The 21,294-nt window shown below is 64.2% G+C and carries 18 protein-coding genes; 16 read left to right on the top strand and 2 right to left on the bottom strand.

Going from position 1 to position 21,294, the window contains the following annotated elements:
- The 12 genes from NUH88_RS18060 (at position 1) to fhuB (ending at position 13,542) form a co-directional block, all read left to right on the top strand.
- Positions 1-1,200: an NADH:ubiquinone reductase (Na(+)-transporting) subunit B gene (locus NUH88_RS18060; RefSeq protein WP_257767857.1), complete on the top strand. Its 1,200-nt coding sequence runs from the start codon at positions 1-3 to the stop codon at positions 1,198-1,200.
- Positions 1,193-2,002, top strand: coding sequence for a Na(+)-translocating NADH-quinone reductase subunit C (locus NUH88_RS18055; RefSeq protein WP_257767856.1), 810 nt, complete (start codon positions 1,193-1,195; stop codon positions 2,000-2,002). The genes NUH88_RS18060 and NUH88_RS18055 overlap by 8 nt, the downstream gene beginning before the upstream one ends.
- A complete protein-coding gene (locus NUH88_RS18050; protein ID WP_257767855.1) occupies positions 2,002-2,655 on the top strand; it encodes an NADH:ubiquinone reductase (Na(+)-transporting) subunit D in 654 nt (217 codons plus the stop codon). Before NUH88_RS18055 ends, NUH88_RS18050 begins: the two co-directional genes overlap by 1 nt.
- The gene (nqrE, locus tag NUH88_RS18045) at positions 2,655-3,263 is read left to right on the top strand and encodes an NADH:ubiquinone reductase (Na(+)-transporting) subunit E (RefSeq protein WP_257767853.1); all 609 of its coding nucleotides are present in this window, start codon (positions 2,655-2,657) and stop codon (positions 3,261-3,263) included. The genes NUH88_RS18050 and nqrE overlap by 1 nt, the downstream gene beginning before the upstream one ends.
- Positions 3,264-3,277: 14 nt before the next feature.
- Complete coding sequence (nqrF, locus tag NUH88_RS18040; RefSeq protein WP_257767852.1) at positions 3,278-4,498, top strand: NADH:ubiquinone reductase (Na(+)-transporting) subunit F; 1,221 nt, start codon at positions 3,278-3,280, stop codon at positions 4,496-4,498.
- Positions 4,499-4,758: 260 nt separating this feature from the next.
- On the top strand, positions 4,759-5,322 hold the full coding sequence (locus NUH88_RS18035) for a sigma-70 family RNA polymerase sigma factor (protein WP_257767850.1): 564 nt from the start codon (positions 4,759-4,761) through the stop codon (positions 5,320-5,322).
- A gap of 15 nt (positions 5,323-5,337) precedes the next feature.
- Positions 5,338-6,369, top strand: coding sequence for a FecR family protein (locus NUH88_RS18030; RefSeq protein ID WP_257767848.1), 1,032 nt, complete (start codon positions 5,338-5,340; stop codon positions 6,367-6,369).
- A 133-nt stretch (positions 6,370-6,502) separates the two neighbouring features.
- Positions 6,503-8,977, top strand: coding sequence for a TonB-dependent siderophore receptor (locus NUH88_RS18025; protein WP_257767846.1), 2,475 nt, complete (start codon positions 6,503-6,505; stop codon positions 8,975-8,977).
- A 10-nt stretch (positions 8,978-8,987) separates the two neighbouring features.
- Positions 8,988-9,899 (top strand): alpha/beta hydrolase, encoded by a 912-nt coding sequence (locus NUH88_RS18020; RefSeq protein ID WP_257767844.1) that lies wholly within the window; start codon positions 8,988-8,990, stop codon positions 9,897-9,899.
- Complete coding sequence (locus tag NUH88_RS18015) at positions 9,896-10,678, top strand: ABC transporter ATP-binding protein (protein WP_257767843.1); 783 nt, start codon at positions 9,896-9,898, stop codon at positions 10,676-10,678. The genes NUH88_RS18020 and NUH88_RS18015 overlap by 4 nt, the downstream gene beginning before the upstream one ends.
- Entirely contained in the window at positions 10,668-11,564 is an 897-nt protein-coding gene (locus NUH88_RS18010) for an ABC transporter substrate-binding protein (RefSeq protein ID WP_257767842.1), read from the top strand. Before NUH88_RS18015 ends, NUH88_RS18010 begins: the two co-directional genes overlap by 11 nt.
- The gene (gene fhuB / locus NUH88_RS18005) at positions 11,557-13,542 is read left to right on the top strand and encodes a Fe(3+)-hydroxamate ABC transporter permease FhuB (protein WP_257767840.1); all 1,986 of its coding nucleotides are present in this window, start codon (positions 11,557-11,559) and stop codon (positions 13,540-13,542) included. Before NUH88_RS18010 ends, fhuB begins: the two co-directional genes overlap by 8 nt.
- Positions 13,543-13,563: 21 nt before the next feature.
- Here the strand turns inward: fhuB and NUH88_RS18000 are convergent, their stop codons facing one another.
- Positions 13,564-14,868: an NtaA/DmoA family FMN-dependent monooxygenase gene (locus tag NUH88_RS18000; protein ID WP_257767838.1), complete on the bottom strand. Its 1,305-nt coding sequence runs from the start codon at positions 14,866-14,868 to the stop codon at positions 13,564-13,566.
- Between the two features lie 194 nt (positions 14,869-15,062).
- Between NUH88_RS18000 and NUH88_RS17995 the strand changes: the two genes are divergently transcribed.
- The 4 genes from NUH88_RS17995 to NUH88_RS17980 are packed head-to-tail and all read left to right on the top strand — an operon-like array spanning position 15,063 to position 18,893.
- Positions 15,063-15,851, top strand: coding sequence for an ABC transporter ATP-binding protein (locus NUH88_RS17995; protein WP_257767836.1), 789 nt, complete (start codon positions 15,063-15,065; stop codon positions 15,849-15,851).
- The gene (locus NUH88_RS17990) at positions 15,848-16,861 is read left to right on the top strand and encodes a FecCD family ABC transporter permease (protein ID WP_257767834.1); all 1,014 of its coding nucleotides are present in this window, start codon (positions 15,848-15,850) and stop codon (positions 16,859-16,861) included. The genes NUH88_RS17995 and NUH88_RS17990 overlap by 4 nt, the downstream gene beginning before the upstream one ends.
- Positions 16,858-17,922, top strand: a complete 1,065-nt coding sequence (locus NUH88_RS17985; protein WP_257767832.1) for a FecCD family ABC transporter permease — start codon at positions 16,858-16,860, stop codon at positions 17,920-17,922. Before NUH88_RS17990 ends, NUH88_RS17985 begins: the two co-directional genes overlap by 4 nt.
- Positions 17,923-17,933: 11 nt before the next feature.
- Positions 17,934-18,893 carry an ABC transporter substrate-binding protein gene (locus tag NUH88_RS17980; protein WP_257767831.1) on the top strand — a complete coding sequence of 320 codons (960 nt, stop codon included), beginning with the start codon at positions 17,934-17,936 and terminating at the stop codon, positions 18,891-18,893.
- Positions 18,894-18,967: 74 nt separating this feature from the next.
- Here the strand turns inward: NUH88_RS17980 and NUH88_RS17975 are convergent, their stop codons facing one another.
- Positions 18,968-21,049: a TonB-dependent receptor gene (locus tag NUH88_RS17975; protein WP_257767829.1), complete on the bottom strand. Its 2,082-nt coding sequence runs from the start codon at positions 21,047-21,049 to the stop codon at positions 18,968-18,970.
- Positions 21,050-21,294: the final 245 nt, after the last annotated feature.

The raw sequence follows: 21,294 nt of genomic DNA, 5'->3' as shown, positions 1-21,294 counted from the left end.
TTGGGTCTCCGCAGTTATTTCGACCGGATCGAGCCGCATTTCGTCAAAGGCGGCAAATGGGAGAAGCTGTTCCCCGTCTATGAGATGGTGGAGAGCTTCCTTTACACGCCGAAGACGGTAACGACCGTCGCTCCGCATGCGCGCTCATACATCGACATGAAGCGCATCATGACCTACGTGGTGATCGCGACGATCCCCTGCATCCTCGTCGGTTTGTACAATGTCGGCTTCCAGGTGAATTCGGCGATCGCAACGTTCGGGCCGTCGGGTTGGCGGGCAGCGATCATCGAGTTCCTCGGCATCGGCTTCGACGCCTCGCAACCGATCGCGAACATCCTGCACGGCCTGCTCTACTTCCTGCCCATCTACATCACGACCCTGGTGGTCGGCGGCATCTGGGAAGTCATCTTCTCGACGGTGCGCGGACACGAGGTCAATGAGGGCTTTCTCGTCACCTCGATGCTCTATGCGCTGATCCTGCCACCGGACGTCCCGCTGTGGCAGGTCGCGCTCGGGATCTCCTTCGGCGTCGTGATCGGAAAGGAAGTCTTTGGCGGTACGGGCAAGAACTTCCTGAACCCGGCGCTGACCGGCCGCGCGTTCCTCTATTTCGCCTATCCGGCGCAGATGTCCGGCGACACGATCTGGACCCCGGTCGACGGGTTCTCCGGCGCGACGGCACTCTCCGTCGCCGCCTCCGACGGCTACCGCGAGCTCGCCGCGCAGGGTATGACCTGGATGGACGGCTTCCTCGGTTTCGTCCAGGGCTCCATCGGCGAGACTTCCGCCCTTGCCTGCTTCATCGGCCTCGGCTTCCTGCTGCTGACGAAAATCGCGAACTGGCGGCTGGTCGTCGGCTGCCTCGGCGGCATGATCGGGTTTTCGCTGCTTCTCAACCTGATCGGCTCGTCGACAAACCCGATGTTCGCCATGCCGTGGTACTGGCATCTGGTCGTGGGCGGCTACGCCTTCGGTCTGGCTTTCATGGTGACCGAGCCGGTCTCGGCATCGCACACCAATCTGGGCCGCTACATCTACGGTGCGCTGATCGGCTTCATGGTCGTGATGATCCGTGTCATCAACCCGGCCTTTCCCGAAGGCATGATGCTCGCAATTCTGTTCGGCAACGTGTTTGCCCCGCTGATCGACTACTTCGTCGTACAGGCGAATATCCGCCGGAGGGCGCGCCGCCATGTCTGATCCGCAAAACGGGAACAAAGGCATGATCCGCCGCTTCCTGGACCTTCCGCCCGACTCCGTGCCGAAAACGGTCTTCGTCGCCGTGGCGCTCTGCCTTGTCGCCTCGATGGCGGTCTCCTCCGTCGCGGTCTATCTGCGGCCCGTGCAGGAGGTCAACAAGCTCAAGGACAAACAGGTCAACATCCTCGAAGTGGCCGGCATGTACGAGCCGGGCATCGATGTCGCCGAGGCCTTCGCGGTGTTCAAGCCTCACGTGCTGGAACTGGAGAACGGCGCCTTTACCGACCGTTTCGATCCGCTGACCTTCGATGCCCTCGCCGCCGCTGACGATCCGGAACTCTCCGTCGCGCTGGCCGACGATCCCGCGTCGATCGGACGCAAGTCGCGCTTCGTCACCGTCTACCTGCTGCGCGACGAGAAGGGTGCGCTGGACAAGGTGATCCTGCCGATCCACGGCTACGGGCTCTGGTCCACGCTTTACGGCTTCATCGCCCTGGAGCAGAACGGCAACGACATTTACGGTCTGCAGTTCTACCAGCATGCCGAGACGCCGGGCCTCGGGGCCGAGGTCGACAATCCGCGCTGGAAGGCGCAATGGCGCGACAAGAAGGTCGCCGACGAAAGCGGGAAGCTGCAGATCACCGTCGCCAAGTCGGTGCCCGCCGCGGGCCAGGAGTTCCATGTCGACGCACTCTCGGGCGCCACGCTGACCTCCCGCGGGGTCGACAATCTGGTGCGCTTCTGGCTGAGCGATGCCGGATACGGCCCCTTCCTCGAAAAACTCAAAGCAGGGACAATCTGATGGCTCAGAAGCGGAGAGATTTGCTGATCGACCCGTTGGTCGACAACAACCCGATCACCCTGCAGGTGCTGGGGATCTGCTCGGCGCTGGCCGTCACCTCCTCTCTGAAGGTCGCCGTCGTGATGGCGCTGGCGGTGACCCTGGTGACCGGATTTTCGTCGATGTTCATTTCGATTCTGAGGAACCAGATTCCCGGTTCGATCCGCATCATCGTGCAGATGACCGTCATCGCCTCGCTGGTCATCATCGTCGACCAGATCCTGAAGGCCTATGCCTACGAGATTTCCAAGACCCTTTCGGTCTTTGTCGGCCTGATCATCACCAACTGCATCGTCATGGGACGCGCCGAAGCCTTCGCCATGAAGAACCCGCCGGTGGCCTCGTTTATCGACGGCATCGGTAACGGCATGGGCTACGGGCTGATCCTGATGCTGGTCGGCGTGATCCGCGAGCTGTTCGGCTCGGGTTCTCTGTTCGGCATCACCATCTTCGAGACCGTCAACAATGGCGGCTGGTACGTCCCGAACGGCCTGCTCCTGCTTCCGCCCTCCGCTTTCTTCGTGATCGGCTTGCTGATCTGGGCGGTGCGGAGCTGGAAACCGCAGCAGGTCGAAGAACGCGAATACAAGATCCAGACCGTCGAGGCGCATTGATGGAACAGTTGATCTCCCTTGCCGTAAAAGCGGTCTTCGTCGAGAACCTCGCGCTCTCTTTCTTCCTTGGCATGTGTACCTTCATCGCGGTCTCGAAGAAGATCGCGACGGCGATCGGGCTCGGCATTTCCGTCATGATCGTGCAGGCGATCACGGTGCCGGCGAACAACCTGATCCTGACCTATCTGCTCGCGCCCGGCGCGCTGGAATGGGCCGGTTTCGGCGATGTCGATCTCACCTTTCTCGGCCTGATCTCCTATATCGGCGTCATCGCGGCGCTGGTGCAGATCCTGGAGATGGTGCTCGATAAGTACTTCCCGCCGCTCTACAACGCGCTCGGCGTCTTCCTGCCGCTGATTACCGTGAACTGCGCCATCCTCGGCGGCTCCCTCTTCATGGTCGAGCGGGACTACAATTTCGCCGAGGCGACCACCTACGGCATCTCTTCCGGCTTCGGCTGGGCGCTGGCGATCACGGCGATGGCCGGGGTGCGCGAGAAACTGAAATACTCCGACATTCCGGACGGCCTTCAGGGCCTCGGGATCACCTTCATCACCGCCGGCCTCATGGCCATGGCCTTCATGTCGTTCAGCGGCGTTAAACTCTGACCGGATCGATTGGCATGTCGACTTTCTTGCTGGGTGTAACTCTCTTCACGATGATCGTCGTCGCGCTGGTGACGATCATCCTTGCCGCACGTTCGAAGCTCGTTTCGACCGGCAACGTGAACATCACCATCAATGGCGAAAAAACGATCTCGGTACCGGCCGGCGGCAAGTTGCTGCAAACGCTGGCCGAGCAGAAGCTTTTCGTTCCCTCGGCCTGCGGCGGCGGCGGCACTTGCGCCCAGTGCCGGGTGAAGATCCATTCCGGCGGCGGCTCCATCCTGCCGACCGAGGAAAGCCACATCACCAAGCGCGAGGCCCAGTGCGGCGACCGGCTCTCCTGTCAGGTCGCGGTCAAGCAGGACATGGACATCGAGGTCCCGGAAGAGGTCTTCGGCGTCAAGCAGTGGGAATGCGAAGTCGCGTCCAACGACAATGTCGCGACCTTCATCAAGGCGCTGGTCCTGAAACTGCCGGAGGGCGAGGACGTCAATTTCCGCGCCGGCGGCTATATCCAGATCGGGGCGCCCGCCCACAAGGTGGACTACAAGGATTTCGACGTCGCCGAGGAATATCGGGAAGACTGGGACAAGTTTAATCTCTGGCAGTACCAGTCCGTGGTCGAGGAGCCGCTCGAGCGCGCCTATTCCATGGCGAACTATCCCGAGGAAAAGGGAATGATCATGCTGAACGTGCGCGTGGCCTCGCCGCCGCCGGGCAGCAACGGGATTCCGCCGGGCAAGATGTCCTCCTACATCTTCGACCTGAAACCGGGCGACAAGGTCACCATCTCCGGCCCCTTCGGCGAGTTCTTCGCCCGCGACACCGACAAGGAAATGGTCTTCATCGGCGGCGGCGCTGGCATGGCACCGATGCGGAGCCACATCTTCGACCAGCTGAAACGGATCAAGACCGACCGTAAGATCAGCTTCTGGTACGGCGCCCGCTCCAAACGGGAGATGTTCTTCGTCGAGGATTTCGACGAGCTGGCGAAGGAAAATCCGAACTTCACCTGGCATGTCGCCCTCTCCGACGCGCTGCCGGAAGACGAATGGACCGGCTATACCGGCTTCATTCACAACGTGCTCTACGAGGAATACCTCAAGGACCACCCGGCGCCCGAGGATTGCGAGTACTACATGTGCGGCCCGCCGATCATGAACCAGTCGGTCATCAACATGCTCCTTGAGCTCGGCGTCGACCGCGAGGACATCATGTTGGACGATTTCGGCGGCTGACGACGGCCGGGAGAGTATCTCCCCACATCACATCGCGCGCCGGATCTTCCGCATGCGCATATGACAAAATCCCCGGCTCGGTCCGGGGGTTTTGCGTTTTCAGGTCACCAGCTTGCAGCCGTCCCGCCGGTTTCGAACAGTGCTCTAGAAATGATAATCATTCTCATGTAGAGCTTGAGCATCTTGCTGCCGCCGCGTCCCGGCCGGCAGACTCCCTCAATGGAGTACGCTCGCCGCTCATGCCGTCGGATCCCAAATCCATGGAGTTGGTCCTGACACATCGGGGCGAACTGATCGGCTACGCGCTGCGGATCGTCGGCAACAGGACCACGGCGGAAGACGTCGTGCAGGAAGCCTACCTCAATTTCTGGGCCCATACCGGCACCGCGGAGGCCACTGCGTCTCCGGTTACGGAACCGGTCGGCTATCTCTACCGGATCGTCCGTAATCTGGCGCTCGACTGGCGCCGCCGCCCCGCGCGCAACCTGATGACCCAAGTCGACGGGGACATTCTCGAGCGCTACGCGTCGGAGAATGCGTCGCCGGAAACGGATGCGATCTGGCGCCAGGAGCTCGCCGCCATCCAGGACGTGATCGACGGCCTGCCGGAGCGCACCCGGATCGCCTTCGAGATGCACCGGCTGGGCGGCAAGACTCTGCAGGAAGTCGCGGACCACCTGGAGGTCTCGGTGACAAGGGCCCATCAACTGATCCGCCAGGCACTCGTGAAGTGCGCCGAGCGCCTGGAACAGCTCGAAAATGACGGGACGCCGGTCCCGGAAAAGACCGGCGGCACTGAAAAAAAACGCGGCTCACGCGTCTGATTATCTGGAGAGGGTATGCAAGAGGAGAACCCCGTGCCGGACCGCTCGGAGAGCGAAGCGCCGCAAAGCGATAACGGCCTGCTGGAAGAGGCAACGGACTGGCTGCTCAGGCTGCGCGCCGCGCCGGAGGACCGCTCCCTGCATGCCGACTTCACGCTCTGGCTGACCGAGGCGGAAGATCATGGCCGCGCCTTTGCGAGGGCGGAGCGCGTCTGGCGCCTCGGCGGCGAACTCTCTCCGCGCTTCGAAGAGACCTGGGCCGCTCCGGAGGCGACAGAGAACGTCTCGAATGTTTCCGTCCTGAAGCCACGGGCCAGGCGCGCTGTACGCCGCCCGGTCCTGGCCGCCGCGATCGCCGCCTCTATCGCCCTGCTCGTCTTGCTGGTCGGCCCCCGGACCGAGCTAATGTTCCTCGACGCCGACCTCACCAGCGGAACGGCCGAAATCGCACGGTACGATCTCGCAGACGGCAGCCACGTGACCCTCAATGCGGGGAGCGCGCTCAAAACGAACCTCACCGCCTCGGAACGGGCCGTGACGATCCTCGACGGCGAAGCGTTTTTCGAGGTCCACCCGGACCCCGAGCGTCCATTCCGGGTTCGGGCCGGCGACACGATCGTCACCGTCACAGGTACTGAATTCGGCACCCGCCTCTCCGACCGCACCGTCATGGTCGAAGTCGAGGGCGGCACCGTCTCGGTCTCCTCCGGCACGTCGGAACTCATCCAGCTGAAGCGCGGCGACCGTCTGAAGTCCGCATCCGTCACGGACGAGACCGTCACCATGCGTGTGCCCGCTTCCCACATCGCCGCCTGGCGCCGAGGATTGCTGATCGCGGACAATGAACGGATCGACAGTGTCGTCGAACGGATCCGGCCCTACTATTCCGGCGCGATCTTCATTGCGCCCGGCGGCCTTGCCGGCAAGCGCGTCTCTGGTGTGTTCGACCTCGGCAACCCTGTCGAGGCCCTGCGCGCCGCCGTATTGCCACACGATGCCGGCGTCTATGAGATTCCCGCGGTGCTCGCGGTGCTCGGACCGGGCTGAGGGCGGTACATAAAAAAATATTTCCTGCCCCCTTAAAATTTCCTGGGCTCCCCCGTCTTGTTCTTTGCGAATTGTTCTCATTCGCATGAAAAGTGGCGCCTCAAGGCGTGGGGAAAATTGGGGAATTCGAAATATGACTGTCCGAACGACGCGCGAGCGCACCGGTAAAAAAGCTGCGACGCGGATCGCCTGCCGGAGCCGTGTGCGACTGCTCACAACGACGAGCGCTCTGGCTTTGGGAATGATCGCCGCCACCGGCCCGGCGATGGCCAAAGACACTTCGGGCCGGGCCAGAACCGCTGCCGTTTCCGCGATTGTCGAATTAGCCCAGGCCTCCGTCGAACACGATTTCAATATCCCGTCCCAGCCGCTTGCCGAGGCGTTGATCGCATTCGGTGAGCAGGCGGAGTTGCAGGTCTCGTTCAACCCCGCGACATCGAACGGACTCATCTCCAATGCCGTTTCGGGACGTCTGACAGCCCGCGCTGCGCTTGACCGGCTGCTTGCGGGCCTTCCGGTTCAGCAGGAGTTCTCCGGTGAGTCGAATGTCACCATCAGCACACTCGACCAGAGCGGTCAGGGTCCGGTTTCGCTGAGAAAGCTCAGGGTCGAAGCGGAAGGGCAGACCGCCACCGGACCGGTCGAGGGCTATTTCGCGACAAACAGCGCCAGCGGCACCAAGACCGATACGCCCGTCATCGAGACGCCGCGCGCGGTCTCCGTTGTCACCGCGGACCAGATCAGCGACCGCAAGGTGCAGAATGTCGAGGACGCGCTGCGCTATACGCCCGGCGTTCACGTCAACGGCTACGGCAACGATCCGCGCTTCGACCAGATCCAGGTCCGCGGTTTCGCCCTGACCACGAACACCGACTTCCGCGACGGTCTGCGTCAGTCCAACACCGGCTGGCTCTCCTACTTCAAGACCGAACCCTACGGGCTTGAACGGATCGATGTGGTCAAGGGGCCGGGCTCCGTCCTTTATGGCCAGGCCAGCCCCGGCGGTTTCGTGAACCGGGTCAGCAAGCGTCCGTCGCTTGCCGCCGAGAACGAGGTCGAGCTGCAGCTCGGCACGGACGAGCACCGGCAGGGCCAGTTCGATATCGGCGGCTCCGTTCTCGAGGACGACACGCTCCTCTACCGGGCTGTCGGCCTGATCCGGGAAAGCGAGTCCAATCTCGTCGGCGTCAACGACGACAACCGGTATTTCGCGCCGTCCGTGACCTGGACCCCGACCGAAAAGCTGTCTGTCACAGTGCTCACCCAGTATCAGGACTTCGAAACCGCCGCCTCGCCGCGCCCGTATCAGTACGCCTCCGGTGAGCTCAGCCATATCTGGGCCGGCGACGAGGATTTCGACCGGATGCGCCAAAAGCAGGCCGCCGCCGGATACGAGGCGAGCTACGAGTTCAACGACATCTTCTCCGTGCACCAGAACCTCCGCTTCGGCAGCGTCAGTACGGAAAATCAGTACACGTCGGCCGGCACCCTCGCGGCCGATGGGCGGACCCTCTCCCGGAGCGCGATCGGTCTCTACGAGGATCAGGACAGCATCGTCGTCGACACGCGCGGGCAGGCCCGCTTCCGGACCGGCCCCGTCTCGCACTTGGCTATCGCCGGCATCGACTATTTCCGGGTCGACGGTCACATCAAGTATCTCTCCGGGACGGCCCCGTCGCTCGACCTGCTGAACCCGGACTATTCACAGAGCATCGCGCGGCCCTCCTCCTTCATCACCAACCAGAACCGTGAGGGAACGCAAATCGGCATCTATGCGCAGGACCAGGTATCCTGGGAGAACTGGCGGCTTAATTTCGGCCTGCGTCACGACAAGGCCGATCTCGACACGACGAACAACCTGACCTCGACGACGACGTCTGCGGACAACAGCGCGACGAGCGGCAATGCGGGTGTGCTCTACCTGTTCGACTCCGGCTTCGCGCCCTATGCGAGCTACGCAACTTCGTTCCTGCCGCAATTCAGCTCGAACGCGAGCGGCGAAACATACGAGCCGACCGAGGGCGAACAGTTCGAGATCGGCTTGAAGTACCAGCCTCCGGGACGCAACAGCATCTACACGGCGACGGTCTATCACCTCACCGAGAAGAACAAGCTGACCAGCGATCCGGGCAATCCGGGCAACCAGATCCAGACCGGAGAGCAGCGCCATATCGGGCTTGAACTCGAAGCCAACATGACGCTGCTGGAAGGGCTGCAGATGACTGCCGGCTATTCCTATATCGACGCCGAGATCACCAAGAACAACGACGGGAACGAAGGCAAGACCCCGACCGCCGTGCCGGAGCATTCGGGCTCGGTCTGGACCAACTACGCCTTTGCCGACAACCAGCTGGAAGGGCTGCAGATCGGCGCCGGCGCGCGTTTCATCGGCGAGACCTTCGACGACAGCGCGAACACGAACAAGAACGATTCCCAGCTCCTGTTCGACGCCCGCATCAGCTACGCGCTCGACGCGTTCCTGCCCGGTGCCACGCTGGCCGTCAACGCGACCAACCTGACGGACGAGGATCAGGAGACCTGCGAGTTCGGCTATTGCTACCGCGGACGCGGGCGCGTGGTGATCGGCAGCATCAATTACCGCTGGTAGGCCACCGCTCTTGCGATACTCATTCAACGACGTGTGCCCGGCTCCGCTGCCGGGCACACGCTATTTCGACTTCCGGCCCGACGACGCTCCGAACCCGGACAGCTCGTACCGGGTCTTCGTTCATGTTCCGGAAGGCGAGGCACCGGAAGACGGCTGGCCCGCGCTCTATATGACCGACGGGAATGCAGTGATCGGGACCGCCGTCGATGCCCTGCGCGCGCAGGCGAGTTATCCGAGAGGAACCGGGATCGGCCCCGGGGTGATCGTCGCGATCGGCTATCCGACCGACGCGGCATACGACCCGTTCCGCCGTTCCTGGGATCTGAGCCCGCCCCCCGGCGCGGAATATCCGCCCTTCCATGACGGCGGTCCCGTCGTCCGTACAGGCGGGGCCGAATTCTTCCTCTCTTTCCTTCTCGACACGCTCCGGCCCTGGCTGCATGCGCGCCTGCCGGTGAATGGCGGCGCCGAGAGCCTTTTCGGCCATTCCTTCGGCGGGCTCTTCACGCTCTATGCGCTTGCGACACGTCCGGCGGCCTTCCGCAACTGGATCGCGGCGAGCCCGGCGATCTACTGGGAAGACGAAGTGATCCGAACCTATCTTGACCGGATGCCCCCTACCGGCTGGGAGAATCTTTCCGGCCGCGTACTGCTCTCTGCAGGCGAATTCGAAGGCGGAGCCCCGGCGCCATTCGAGAGGGGACGGAGCGACGAGACCGAGCGGCTCGCCCATCGCCGTAAGATTCGCACTATCCACCTCGCGGAAGAGCTTTCCCGCGACATCCTCCGCCTGACCGGCCGCGCCGAAGCCGCCTCCTTCGAGCAGCATCCCGGCGAGAACCACATGTCGGTCCTGCCGGTCGCCGTGAACCGGGCGGTGCAGAACGCCTTTCGACTGTCTCCGCAGGATCTCCTGAAATGACGACACCGCACGTCTTCTCGCTTTCGGAGGTCTGCTGCAGCTATGCGGGCGAGCCGGCTCTGCACCCGCTGACCCTCGATATTCCCGCCGGTCAGGTTGTCGGCCTGCTCGGCCATAACGGCTCCGGTAAGTCGACCCTGATGAAGATCCTCGCCCGCCAGATCGCTCCCGCCTCGGGCAAGGTCCGTTTCGAAGGCCGACCGCTGGAGGAATACGCGCCGCGCGAGCTTGCCCGCCTGCTCTCGCACCTGCCACAGCACAACCCGGACACCGATGGGCTGACGGTGCGCGAGCTTGTGGCACTCGGCCGCTATCCCTGGCACGGACCGTTCGGGCGGACCAATGCCGCGGACAGGGAGCATTGCGCCAACGCCATGGCCTCTACCGGCACGCTCCGATTTGCCGATCGTCTCGTCGACAGTCTCTCGGGCGGGGAGCGCCAGCGCGCCTTCCTTGCCATGCTGGTTGCACAGGATGCCCGCTGCATGCTGCTTGACGAGCCGATCTCGGCTCTCGATATCGCACAGCAATACGAGATCATGGATCTCGTCACCGGCCTTAGCCGCGCGGACGGACGGTCGGTCATCGTTATCCTCCACGACATCAACATCGCGGCGCGCTATTGCGACCGCATCCTGATGCTTTCCGGCGGACATCTTGCGGCGTTCGGTCCTCCGGAGGAGTTGGTCCAGCCAGGGCAGCTGCACAGGCTCTTCGGCGTCCGCCTCGACGTCTTCCCGCACCCGGAGACTGGACGGCCGGTGAGCTATGTCCTCTGAGCCATCAATTCAGATCACGCGCCGGGCCTTCGGCACCCTCGCTTTCGGCGCGGCACTTGCACCGTGGACCTCTCGGGCTGCGGCTCCATCCGATGGCCCGCGTTTTTTCACCCCGGATCACGGCCTCGCCCAGACCCTGGTCTCGATCGGCGCCAACCTCGTCGGCGTCTCCCAGCGGCCGAACTGGGAGACATGGACCGTTGAGCCGCCGCTTCCCCCGGAGGTCGCCAATCTCGGCACCTCGCAGGAGACGAACCTCGAATTGCTGCAACGCCTGGAACCGGATCTGATCGTCTCGACACCCTATCTCGAGCGAGTCCGGCATCAGTTCGAACGGATCGCACCGGTCGAGTCTTTTCCGATCCACGCTGTGGGCGGCTCGCCCTGGCCGAACATTCTGGACGCCACACGGCGTCTCGGCTCGCTCGCCGGTCTGGAAACAGAGGCCGAAGCGCTGGTCGCCGAGACCGAAAAGGCTTTCGTCGAAGCGCATCCGAAACTCGCGGCGCTGCGCTCCCGTAAACTGGTCTTCCTGCATTTCGTCGATCGGCGGCATGTCCGCATCTATGGCCCTAACTGCATCATCCAGGATGTGCTCGACCGGCTGGAGATTGAGAATGGCTGGACGCACGGGACCAATGGCTGGGGTTTCGCGACCGCGGGCGTCGAGCGCCTGGCCGATATCGGCGATGCCTGGGTGCTGATCTTCGAGCCGGTTCCGCCGGACGTGGAGGCCCGGCTCGCCGGCAGCCCGCTCTGGCAGAACCTGCCGTTCGTGCGCGCGGGACGGGTCCGGCGCTTTCCGAACGTGCTCGCCTTCGGCACCCTGCCGGGCGCGCGCCGGATGACGCGCCTGCTAACGGAGCTCGATCTCTCCGATGGTTAGCGAAACCCTCCGGCGGCGCGGCTGGGGTCTGCTCCTGCTCGCTGCAACACTCCTCGCCGTGGTAGCCAATCTCGGGCCGGATATCGCTGGCCTTGGGACGGATCGGCTCTTTGGAGCGCTAGACGCGCAGGATATCGACGCCGTCCTGATGCGCTTCAGCCTGCTGCCGCGGCTCGCCATGGCGCCGCTCTGCGGCGGCGCCCTTGGGCTCGCCGGAGCCCTCTTCCAGCAGGTGCTGCGCAATCCCCTCGCCTCACCCTCGACGCTCGGGATCGAGGCCGGGGCCGGTCTCGCGATCGCGCTGGCGATACTCTATCAGCCAGCCCTGCTCGGCTGGGGCCGCGATGCGGTCGCGCTCGGCGGTGCGGCGTTTGCCTCCGGCATCGTCTTCTTCCTCGCCGCGCGGTTCGGCTTCCGGCCGCTCGCGGTCATCCTCGGAGGCCTGATTGTCGGCTTCTACCTGAGCGCCCTCTCCTCGACCCTGATCCTGCTGAACGATTTCCGTCTCTCCGCACTCTTCATCTGGGGCAGCGGCTCGCTCAGCCAGCAGGACTGGCGGCCGTTCCTCGAACTGCTCCCCCGCGTCGGCTGCTGCGCAATCCTCGCCGCGCTTCTGGTGCGCCCGATGACGGTGCTGCAGCTCGACGAGGCGGCACGCGGCCTCGGCCTTCGGATCGTCGCCGTTCGCGCCGGCGCCCTTGGCCTCGCGATCGCCCTGACAGCTTTCACCGTCAGTGCGGTCGGAATCGTCGGGTTCCTCGGCCTCGCGGCCCCCGCCATCGCCCGTGCCCTCGGCGCGCGAAAATTGCGAACCAGGATGCTGCTCGCCCCACTGGTCGGCGCGTGCCTCTTGACCTTGACCGATCAGTCCCTGCAGCTCCTGACCGCCGCCACCGGCCTCTTCCTGCCCGCCGGAGCTGTCACGGCGGTGCTCGGCGCCCCGATACTCTTCCTCCTGATCCGCCAGCTTCCGGCGGTTCCGGTCGCGGCCGCCGGGCAGGCCGCGCTGGACCTCGCCCGGCGACCGGCTATCCGGGTCTTTGTCCCGGTAGCGCTGCTCCTGGCCGCCCTGTCCCTGATCGCAGTCTTCGCCGGCCGCGACGGCCATGGCCGATGGGTGCTGGATTTCGGGGAGGAGTTGCAGCCGCTTCTGGTCTGGCGCCTGCCTCGGACGCTCGCCTCCGGGATCGCCGGCGCTTTGCTCGCGCTTGCGGGCGTCATCCTGCAGCGGCTGTTGCGCAACCCGATGGCCAGTCCGGAAGTGCTCGGCGTCAATGCGGGCGCCGGGTTCGGCCTGCTCGTCGCACTGATATGCCTGAGCGCGCCGGGCCATATCGCCCTAACCGGAGCAGCGACCGCCGGAGCGGTGGGCGCCCTCGGAATCCTGCTGCTCGCGGTGCGCAAAGCCGGTCTTTCCGGCAACCGCACCCTGCTCGCCGGCGTCGCGCTTGCGACCTTCCTGCTCGCCCTGCTCTCGGTCGCGACGGCAACGGGCGACCCGCGCGCGATGCATCTGCTGACATGGATGGCGGGATCGACCTATCACGCGGACGGGACGAGTGCGGCGATCATGTTCGGTGCCTTTGTGCTGACCTTGCCACTGCTGCCGCTGCTCGCCCGCCAGATCGAGCAGCTTTCGGCCGGGCCCGCGCTGGCAATGGCGACCGGGGCCCAGGTGCGCCGCATCCAGTTCGCCGCCCTGCTGCTCGCCGGCGTCGTGACGGCGGTCGCCTCGCTCACCGTCGGCGCCCTCAGCTTCGTCGGCCTGATCGCGCCGCAGATCGTCCGCCAGGCGGGCATCCAGCGCTGCCTGCCGCACATGGCCGGCGCAATGCTCACCGGAGCAGCCCTGCTGGTAGCCGCCGACTTCCTCGGCCGGACGATCCACTTCCCGTGGCAACTCCCCGCCGGTCTCCTGAGCGCCCTGATCGGCGGCCCTGTCCTGGCGCTCGTCCTGATGCTGCGGCCCCGCCGCTAAGCGCCGGGTTCCGGTCTCACCTTACGCCTGCAGATGGCCGAGGAACGTCCTGCCGGAATAATCGGTGCGGAACCGGCCCGCTTCGGCAAGTCTCGGCACGACCTCGTCGAGCACGAGCCGCATCGAGGCGACCGAACCACCCGGGACAGCGATGAACCCATCGATCGCGCCCGCGCTCTGCCAATCCATGATCTCGGCGACGGCATCGTCGACAGTGCCGACAATCTGCCAGTGCGCCGAGCCGATCACTTCCGGCCGGGTCAGCAGGTCGGCCACCGTCGGCTCGTCGCGCCGGATGAGCCGGCGCAACAGCTCCGCATGTGTCCGGCTCCGCAGTTTCTCCGGCACCGGTGGTAGATCCGACGTTGTGATCCTCTGTTGCTGCGGCCAGTCGCGCAAATCGAGACCGGTCATTTCCAGAATGGAGGCGAATTTGCGTGCGACATCCATCCTTGCATGGGTCGCGTTGAAAAGTTCCACCGCCTCTTCCCGGCTCTCCGCCAGATAAAGGCTGAGCCCGGGCATCAACCGGATATCCTCCGCCCGACGCCCATGCCCCTCCGCGCGGCGGCGCAGGTCTTGCCGCAACTCGGCCGCCGCTTCCCTGTCCGGAGTCGAGGCGAAGATCGCGTCGGCGACGGACGCGGCGAAATCGCGCCCTTCCGGCGACGCGCCCGCCTGCACGAGCGGTATGCGGTCTTCTCCGTAGGCCGGCAGATTGAGCGGCCCCTTGACCTTCAGATGCCGGCCCTCATGGTCGATCGGCCGAACCATGGAAGCGTTGGTGTAGCGGCCACTGGCGCGGTCCAGCTCCAGGGCTTCGGCGGGATAACTGTCCCAGAGCCGCCGGACGATCTCGGTGAACTCCGCCGCACGCTCGTAACGCTCCTTGGCGGACGGCATCTCCGAGAGGCCGAAATTCTCGTTCCCGTCGAGCGCGGTGACGATGTTCCAGCCGGCCCGCCCTCCGCTGATCCAATTGAGCGACTGGAGCTGCCGCGCCACCACGTAAGGCGGAAAGAACGTCGTCGAAACAGTGGTCAGCAGACCGATATGCGAGGTTTCGCGTGCAATGGCGGCAAGCAGGATGGTGGGATCGAGGCTGCCGAAGCCGGGACCGCTTTCAAGCGCGCCCACATTCAGGAAAAGCGAGTCCGGCCGGAAAACGAAGTCGAGTTTCGCCGCCTCTGACCTTTTAGCGATATCCAGAGCGAAGCCGCTGGAATAGACTTGCTCTATCTCGCTGTCCGGACGCCGCCAGGCATCGCCGCCGAGCCAGGTCGGAGCGAGCGACATCCCGATATGAAGCTTTTCCCGGACACCCATGGTGGCGAACCCCTTTGAACAATCGGTTTTTGACCAGAGCACCGTTCCAGAATGCGGAACGGATAACGCATTGCTGACGGTATTACACTTCTTTATGACTTCTTTCCAAGCCCTTCGCAGATGCAAAACCGGAGCAGAAATGAACGGTCGGAACAGCGTACCCGCGCCGCGCGGCTGCAGGACGGAGCCATGCTTTGCTTGACGCGTGTGAGGTCACGGCGTCCTACGGAGACGCACCGGTTCTGAACGGTCTGACGGCCAGTTTCGCGGCCGGCCGCCTCACCGCCCTGGTCGGGCCTAACGGATGCGGCAAATCCACTTTCCTGAAAACCGTGATGGGATTCATGCCGCAATCGACCGGCACGATCACCTTGGACGGCAGCCCCATCGGCGCGCTCGGCCGGCGGGCGCTGGCCCGGCGGGTCGCATATCTGCCCCAGGACAGCTTCTGCCCGGACTATCTGGCACTCGGCGAGCTGGTCGAACTCGCCGGCTATGCACGCTACTCGATCCTCGGAGGCCCCTCGGCGCGCGACCGGGAACTGTTCCGCGACGCGCTCGGGATCGTGGGCCTCGCCGACCTCGCCCACAAGCCGGTCAGCGAACTTTCAGGCGGTCAGCGGCAGAGGGCCTGGATTGCCATGGTACTGGCGCAGGACGCCGATCTGATCCTGATGGACGAGCCGGTGAACCATCTCGACATGAAATATCAGTATGCGGTGCTGGAGCTGGTCCGGGAGCTGACGCTCCGGCACGGCAAGACCGTCGTCGCCGTGCTGCACGACCTGAACCTGACCGCCGCCTTCGCGGACGATGTGGTGATGCTGCGCGACGGCCGCGTCGAAGCTGCAGGACCGGTCGGCGATACCGTCACACGCGCCAATGTCGAGCGGGTCTTCGATTTCAAGGCGGATATCTTCGCCCATGAGGGACGGCTGGTCTGCCTGCCTTACGGCTCCGGCGCGGTTTCGGCCGCAGAATGAACCGCCGGAATTTCTTCTGGGCCGGCTCGATCAGTGCCCTTCTGTTCGGCCTCGCGCTCAACTTGTCCGCCGGATCCGGAACGATCGGCCCGGACGAGGTTTTCGCGGCCTTGTTCAGCTTCGACCCCGAGCAATACGAGCACTTCGTCGTGCTTTATCAGCGGGTTCCGAGGGCACTGATCGCGGTGCAGGTCGGTGCGACCATGGCCTGCGCCGGCGCAGTCCTGCAGGGATTGACGCGCAATCCGCTGGCGGCCCCGGCGACGCTCGGGATCAGTGCGGGCGCCACCGTCGCCGTGTTGATCGGGGTCTATCTCTTCGATCTCGGAACCCGCGCCCAGGGGATGTCCGCGCTCGCCGGCGGCGTTCTCGGTTTTCTCGCCTGTATCGCCGTCACCCGTCTGGTTGCCCGCGCGCGCGACCCGCGCGGATTGACGCTGATCCTCTCCGGCGCGCTGGTCTCGATGCTGCAGTTCGGGATCGCCAATGCCCTGCTGCTCTCCGATCCCTCGCGGCGGACCGACTTCCTTGCCTGGGTGACCGGTAACATCAACCATTTCTATGCCGACCGGCTTGCAATGTTCTGGTGGATCGGGGCGCTGGCGCTACTCCTGCTCTTCACCCTTGCCCGCCCCCTGACCCTGATCACCGTCGGCACCGAGAAAGCCGCTTCCGCTGGGGTGAACGTTCCCCTCGTCTCCGGTGCGGCGCTGATCGCCGTTGCCTTCGCGGCCTCCTCCTCCGTCGCCATCTGCGGTCCCGTCGCCTTCATCGGGCTGATAGTTCCGCACATGATCCGGCCGTTTCTCGGCGGCTCGTTCAGGCTGATACTCCCGGCCGCGGCTTTAACGGGCGCCACCGTCTGTCTGCTCGCGGATCTTGTCGCCCGGACCGCCTTTTCTCCCTACCTGCTCCATACCGGTATCGTGATGGATCTGCTCGGCGGTGCGGTCTTCATCCTGATCGTCAAGCGCCGCTACCTGACGGCCCGGACGCGGAGACCGGCATGAAGAGGTCGATCGCGACCGACGGCAGAAAGGTGCTGCGCTTGCAGTCGGGGCTGGAGATCCGGCTCGACACCCTCTGGGCAACCGGCCTTCTGTGTGCCGCCGCGCTGGGTTTCTCCGCCCTCGCGATCAGTGTCGGCGCGACCCGGACCGGACTGCAGGATTTCATCGCTCTCCTCACCGGCGCCAAGCTCGACGAGGGCCAGCTCTTCGCCCTGCTCGACGTACGGCTGCCGCGGCTCGTGCTCGGCTTCATGGCCGGATGGTGCGTCGCGCTTACCGGCGCGATGCTGCAATCGATGTCGCAGAATCCCCTGGCAGATCCCGGTCTGCTCGGGCTGAGTCAAGGCTCCATGGTGACGATCCTGCTGCTGATGGTTTTCGCCCCGGCAGCGCCCATCGGCCTCGTACCGGTCGCCGCGATCCTCGGTGGGCTCGGCGTCGCCGCGCTGCTGCTCTGGCTCACCGGTGGCGGGCAATCCGACGGGCTCGCGATCGTGCTGATGGGAATTGCGGTCGAGACCGTCCTCTCCTCCGTCACGTCCATCATGATCCTCTACCTGCCGCCTGAGACGTCCTTTGCCGTATCGGACTGGCTTGCGGGATCGCTCTTCCAGGCGAGCTGGGACGTCATCGGCGCACTCGCGCCCTGGTTCGCGCTGAGCCTGCCCGCGATCCTGCTGCTCGGCCGAGCGCTCCGCTGCTACGATCTCGGCGAGGAAACGGCGATGTCTCTCGGCGAGCCTGTGCGGCGGACGAAGCCGGTCATCCTCTTCACCTCCGTCCTGCTGACCTCGGCGGCGGTCACCGCCGTCGGGCCGCTCGCCTTTCTCGGCGTGATGGCACCGCACTTGGCGAACGCGCTCTGCCCGTCTTCCGGACGGGCGCGGCTTGTGCTTTCAGGTCTGACCGGCGGCGTTCTGGTAATCGGCGCCGACGCCCTCACACGGCGCTTCGCCGGCGATCTCGCCATTCCGATCGGCCTCGCCCTGACCCTGCTGGGCGTGCCGCTCTTCGTCATATCCATGCGGCTGCGTGCCGTCCTCACCCAGCAACGCACCTGAGAGTACTTTTCATGACCCGATTGTTCATCCTGCTCATATGTGTGCTCACCGCCCCAACGTCGTTCGCCGCGGAACGCAGCGTTACGGACGATGCGGGGCGTACCGTCACCATGCCGGCCTCGCCGGAACGGATCATCGTGCTGCACGAACCGCTGATCGGCGTGCCGCTCGCCGAGCTGGGCCTGCCCCCTGTCGGCAGCTACGGCCGAAACGACGATGGCGGCACCCAGATGGCCGCCGATTTCTACCGGCTGGTCCTGGGCGACCGGGCTCCCGACCCGCTGCCGCGAGGGATCGGCGCGCTCGGCAATATGGACCTCGAGAAGATGCGGAGCCTGGAGCCGGATCTGATCATCGGCACCGAGCACGATCTGGAGAAAGCCGAACTGCTCTCGGCAATCGCCCCTGTCTATCTGCAGAACAGCAGCACGGGCCGGGTACGTGGATTCAACGCGGAGGAGTCGCTTGCCGGACTACTGGGGCTCGAGGCCGCGTTCGAGGACCGCAAGGCCGCATATCTGGCGCGGCTGGAGGCGGTTCGCGCCGCACTGCCGAAAGACCCGCGCGAGCAGGATTATCTGGTGATCTTCCTCTCCGACCAGATCAACGCGGTCGGAGAAATGGCCGGGATGGTACAGGCGCTGGAGGATCTCGGCTATTCGCGCCTTTCGCCGGACCGTGACAGCACCGTCTCGGGCTTCGGCGCCACGCTTCTGGTCCCTCTCAGCGCAGAGGTTTTCGGCCGCCTCGACCCCGACCTTCTCGTGGTGATGAACAGCTTCGGCAAGAATGCCCGGGACGAGGCCGCCATCCGCCAGTCGCTCGACCGGATCGTGCCGGGCTGGCAGCACTTCCTGAAGCCCGCCCGGGAAGGCCGCATCCTCTTTGTCGACTCGGCGCTTGTAACGACGCCGACCGTCGCGAGCGCCATGCACATGCTCGACGCGATCGAGAGCTGGGCCAAGAAATAGCTGATTCCGGCCATGGAAAAGGCTGCGTGCCGTGAGCACGCAGCCTTCTCGTTTTCAGCAGGTACGGCGACGCGTCAGAACGTGCCTTTGACCCCAATGCCGACAACCCGCGGCTCGATCATGTTGGCCACAATGCCGCCGACGGACCGGTCGTCATAGAGATAGCTCTCCGCCCGCTCGTCGAAGATGTTGTTCGCGAAGGCGTAGAACTGGAGAAACTCCCTCGGCGCGTAAGAGAGCCGCATATCGGCGACGGTGTAATTGTCGACCTCATAGCTCGGGTCGTTCTCATCCGTCGAATAATAGCCGTCGGTGTGCCGCACATCGCCGCTCAGCCGGATCTCGGACGTGATGTCCCAGTCCGCGCCGAAATTGAACATGTATCCCGGCGCCCGCCCGAACTCGTTGCCGGTGTAGTCGGTGCCGTCGACGCTGGAGAATGATCCGATCTCCGACTGCAGCAGTCCCGCACCCGCACGCAGGCGAAGGTCGTCCCGGACGAGGTAATCGACCGCCAGCTCGAGGCCATAGGACTCGGCGCTCTCAGCGTTCACGACAACACTGCCGTACTGGAGACCGTTCAGGTAATCCGGCAGCAGACGCTGCGAATCCTTGTAGTCGCTGTAAAACAGGTTGCCCGAGATACCGAGACGACCGTCGAGGAGCCGGGTCCGGCCGAACAGCTCGTAGTTCCAGACGGTCTCTTCCTCGAAGGTGATGTACTCGCCGGTCGCGAAGCTGAGATTGACCCCGCCCGGATTGTAACCGCGGCTGACCATGGCGCCGACCGTCGACGTCGGTGTGACGGCATAGGCGAGCGAGGCCCGCGGCAGGAAGGCATCGAAGCTCTCATCGTAATCGAGCGTGCCGGTTGCAAAGCTCGAGCTGCCGCTCCGCTCGATGGAATCCCGCTGGAAACGCAGCCCGCCGGTCAAGGTCCAGCGGTCGGTCAGGCGGTAGGTCATGTCGGAATAGAGTCCGAGATGCTGCTTCTCGTCGTCAAATTCCGAGGTGCCGCGAATGAAGAGAATATCGTCCGACGTGGTGCGGGCGAGATAAAGCCCGGCAACGCCGCTGAACATGTCCTTTGCACCGCCCCAGGTCAGCTTGGTCTCATTCGACATGTTCTGCTGGTCGACTTCGGCGCTCCCGTTCGTGACCGGTTCGGTCACGCGATCCACATGCATGTCCGAATATTGCGACTGGTTGAAGACCTTGAAGCCGTTCTCGAAATCGTAATCCACGTCGAGAATGCCTGTGTTCGTGTTCTGCTCCCAGCTCGGCATCGACGTCGTCGCGTTGTTGAGATCGTCGTAGGGTTCGCTGGCGGTTTCGTAGGTCGGGCGGTTGTTATAGATCCGCGCGTAGGTCAGCTTCGCGGACAGGCCCGGAAGATCCTCCGGTAGCAGCAACACCTTGCTGCGGAGATTAAAGGATTCCAGGTCCTGATCCGTCTTACCCTTGGAAAAGCTCGGGTTCGTATAGTCGATAAAGGTGTCGCGCCCGAAGTAATCGACCGCGAGGCGCGCCGCGAGCTGGTCCTCCACCAGGGGTCCGGAGACCGCCACGGAAGCGCGTTTGCGGTTATAGCTTCCATACTCTGCCTGATAGGCGCCTTCCGGCGCGAAGCTCGGATCCTTGGTTTTGACGATGATCGCGCCGGCGATCGCGTTGGCGCCCTGAGATGTTGTTTGGGGGCCGCGGAACACCTCGATCGCTTCGGTATCCCAGATCGAGGTCGCCCCGAAGACGTACTCGTAATAATTCAGGTAATGCCCGTCGAGATTGATGGTTGCCCGCGGAATCGTGCCGCCGAAGAACGCGGTCGAACCGAAGTTGGGCCCCTGCGTGTCCTGGCCGCGAATGATCGGCGCGCCGACCGTATCGGTATAGATCAGGTTCGGAACGCTCTTGAGCACGTCCGCCACAGTCGCCGCCTGGCTCCTGTCGGAAAGCTCCTCTTCGGAAAACACCACCACCGAGCTGGCGGTGTCTTCGAGGCTCCGCTCGACATTCTCGCCCGTGACGACAATCGGCGGCAATGTTACCGCCTGCTCCGGTTTCTCTGTCGCCTGCTGCGCGCCGGCCGGCGACGCACAGACAAAGGGTATCAGGCTGAGGCTGCAGAGCAGCCGCACCATTGAACGTGTTTTCATTTCCCCAGGATCCCGCGATAATGATAGTCATTCGCATATTGCATACCGCAATACAGAATGCATCACATATTTCGGAATAAATTCATGCTGGAGTCAGGAGGAATGATTCTCGCCGCTTCCACGCGCGTAGAACTTTCCGGGAAAGCTTTCCGTCCTGTGCATGATCTTGATCGCGGAACATCCATTGGTTAGGTTTGCCCGCCCGCAGCGTCTGTTCGGGGAGGAACGCAGCGGAAGCAGGGAAC

It is taken from the genome of Nisaea acidiphila, from assembly GCF_024662015.1.
GTDB classification, from domain to species: domain Bacteria; phylum Pseudomonadota; class Alphaproteobacteria; order Thalassobaculales; family Thalassobaculaceae; genus Nisaea; species Nisaea acidiphila.
This window is presented reverse-complemented; position numbering and strand designations above follow the sequence as displayed.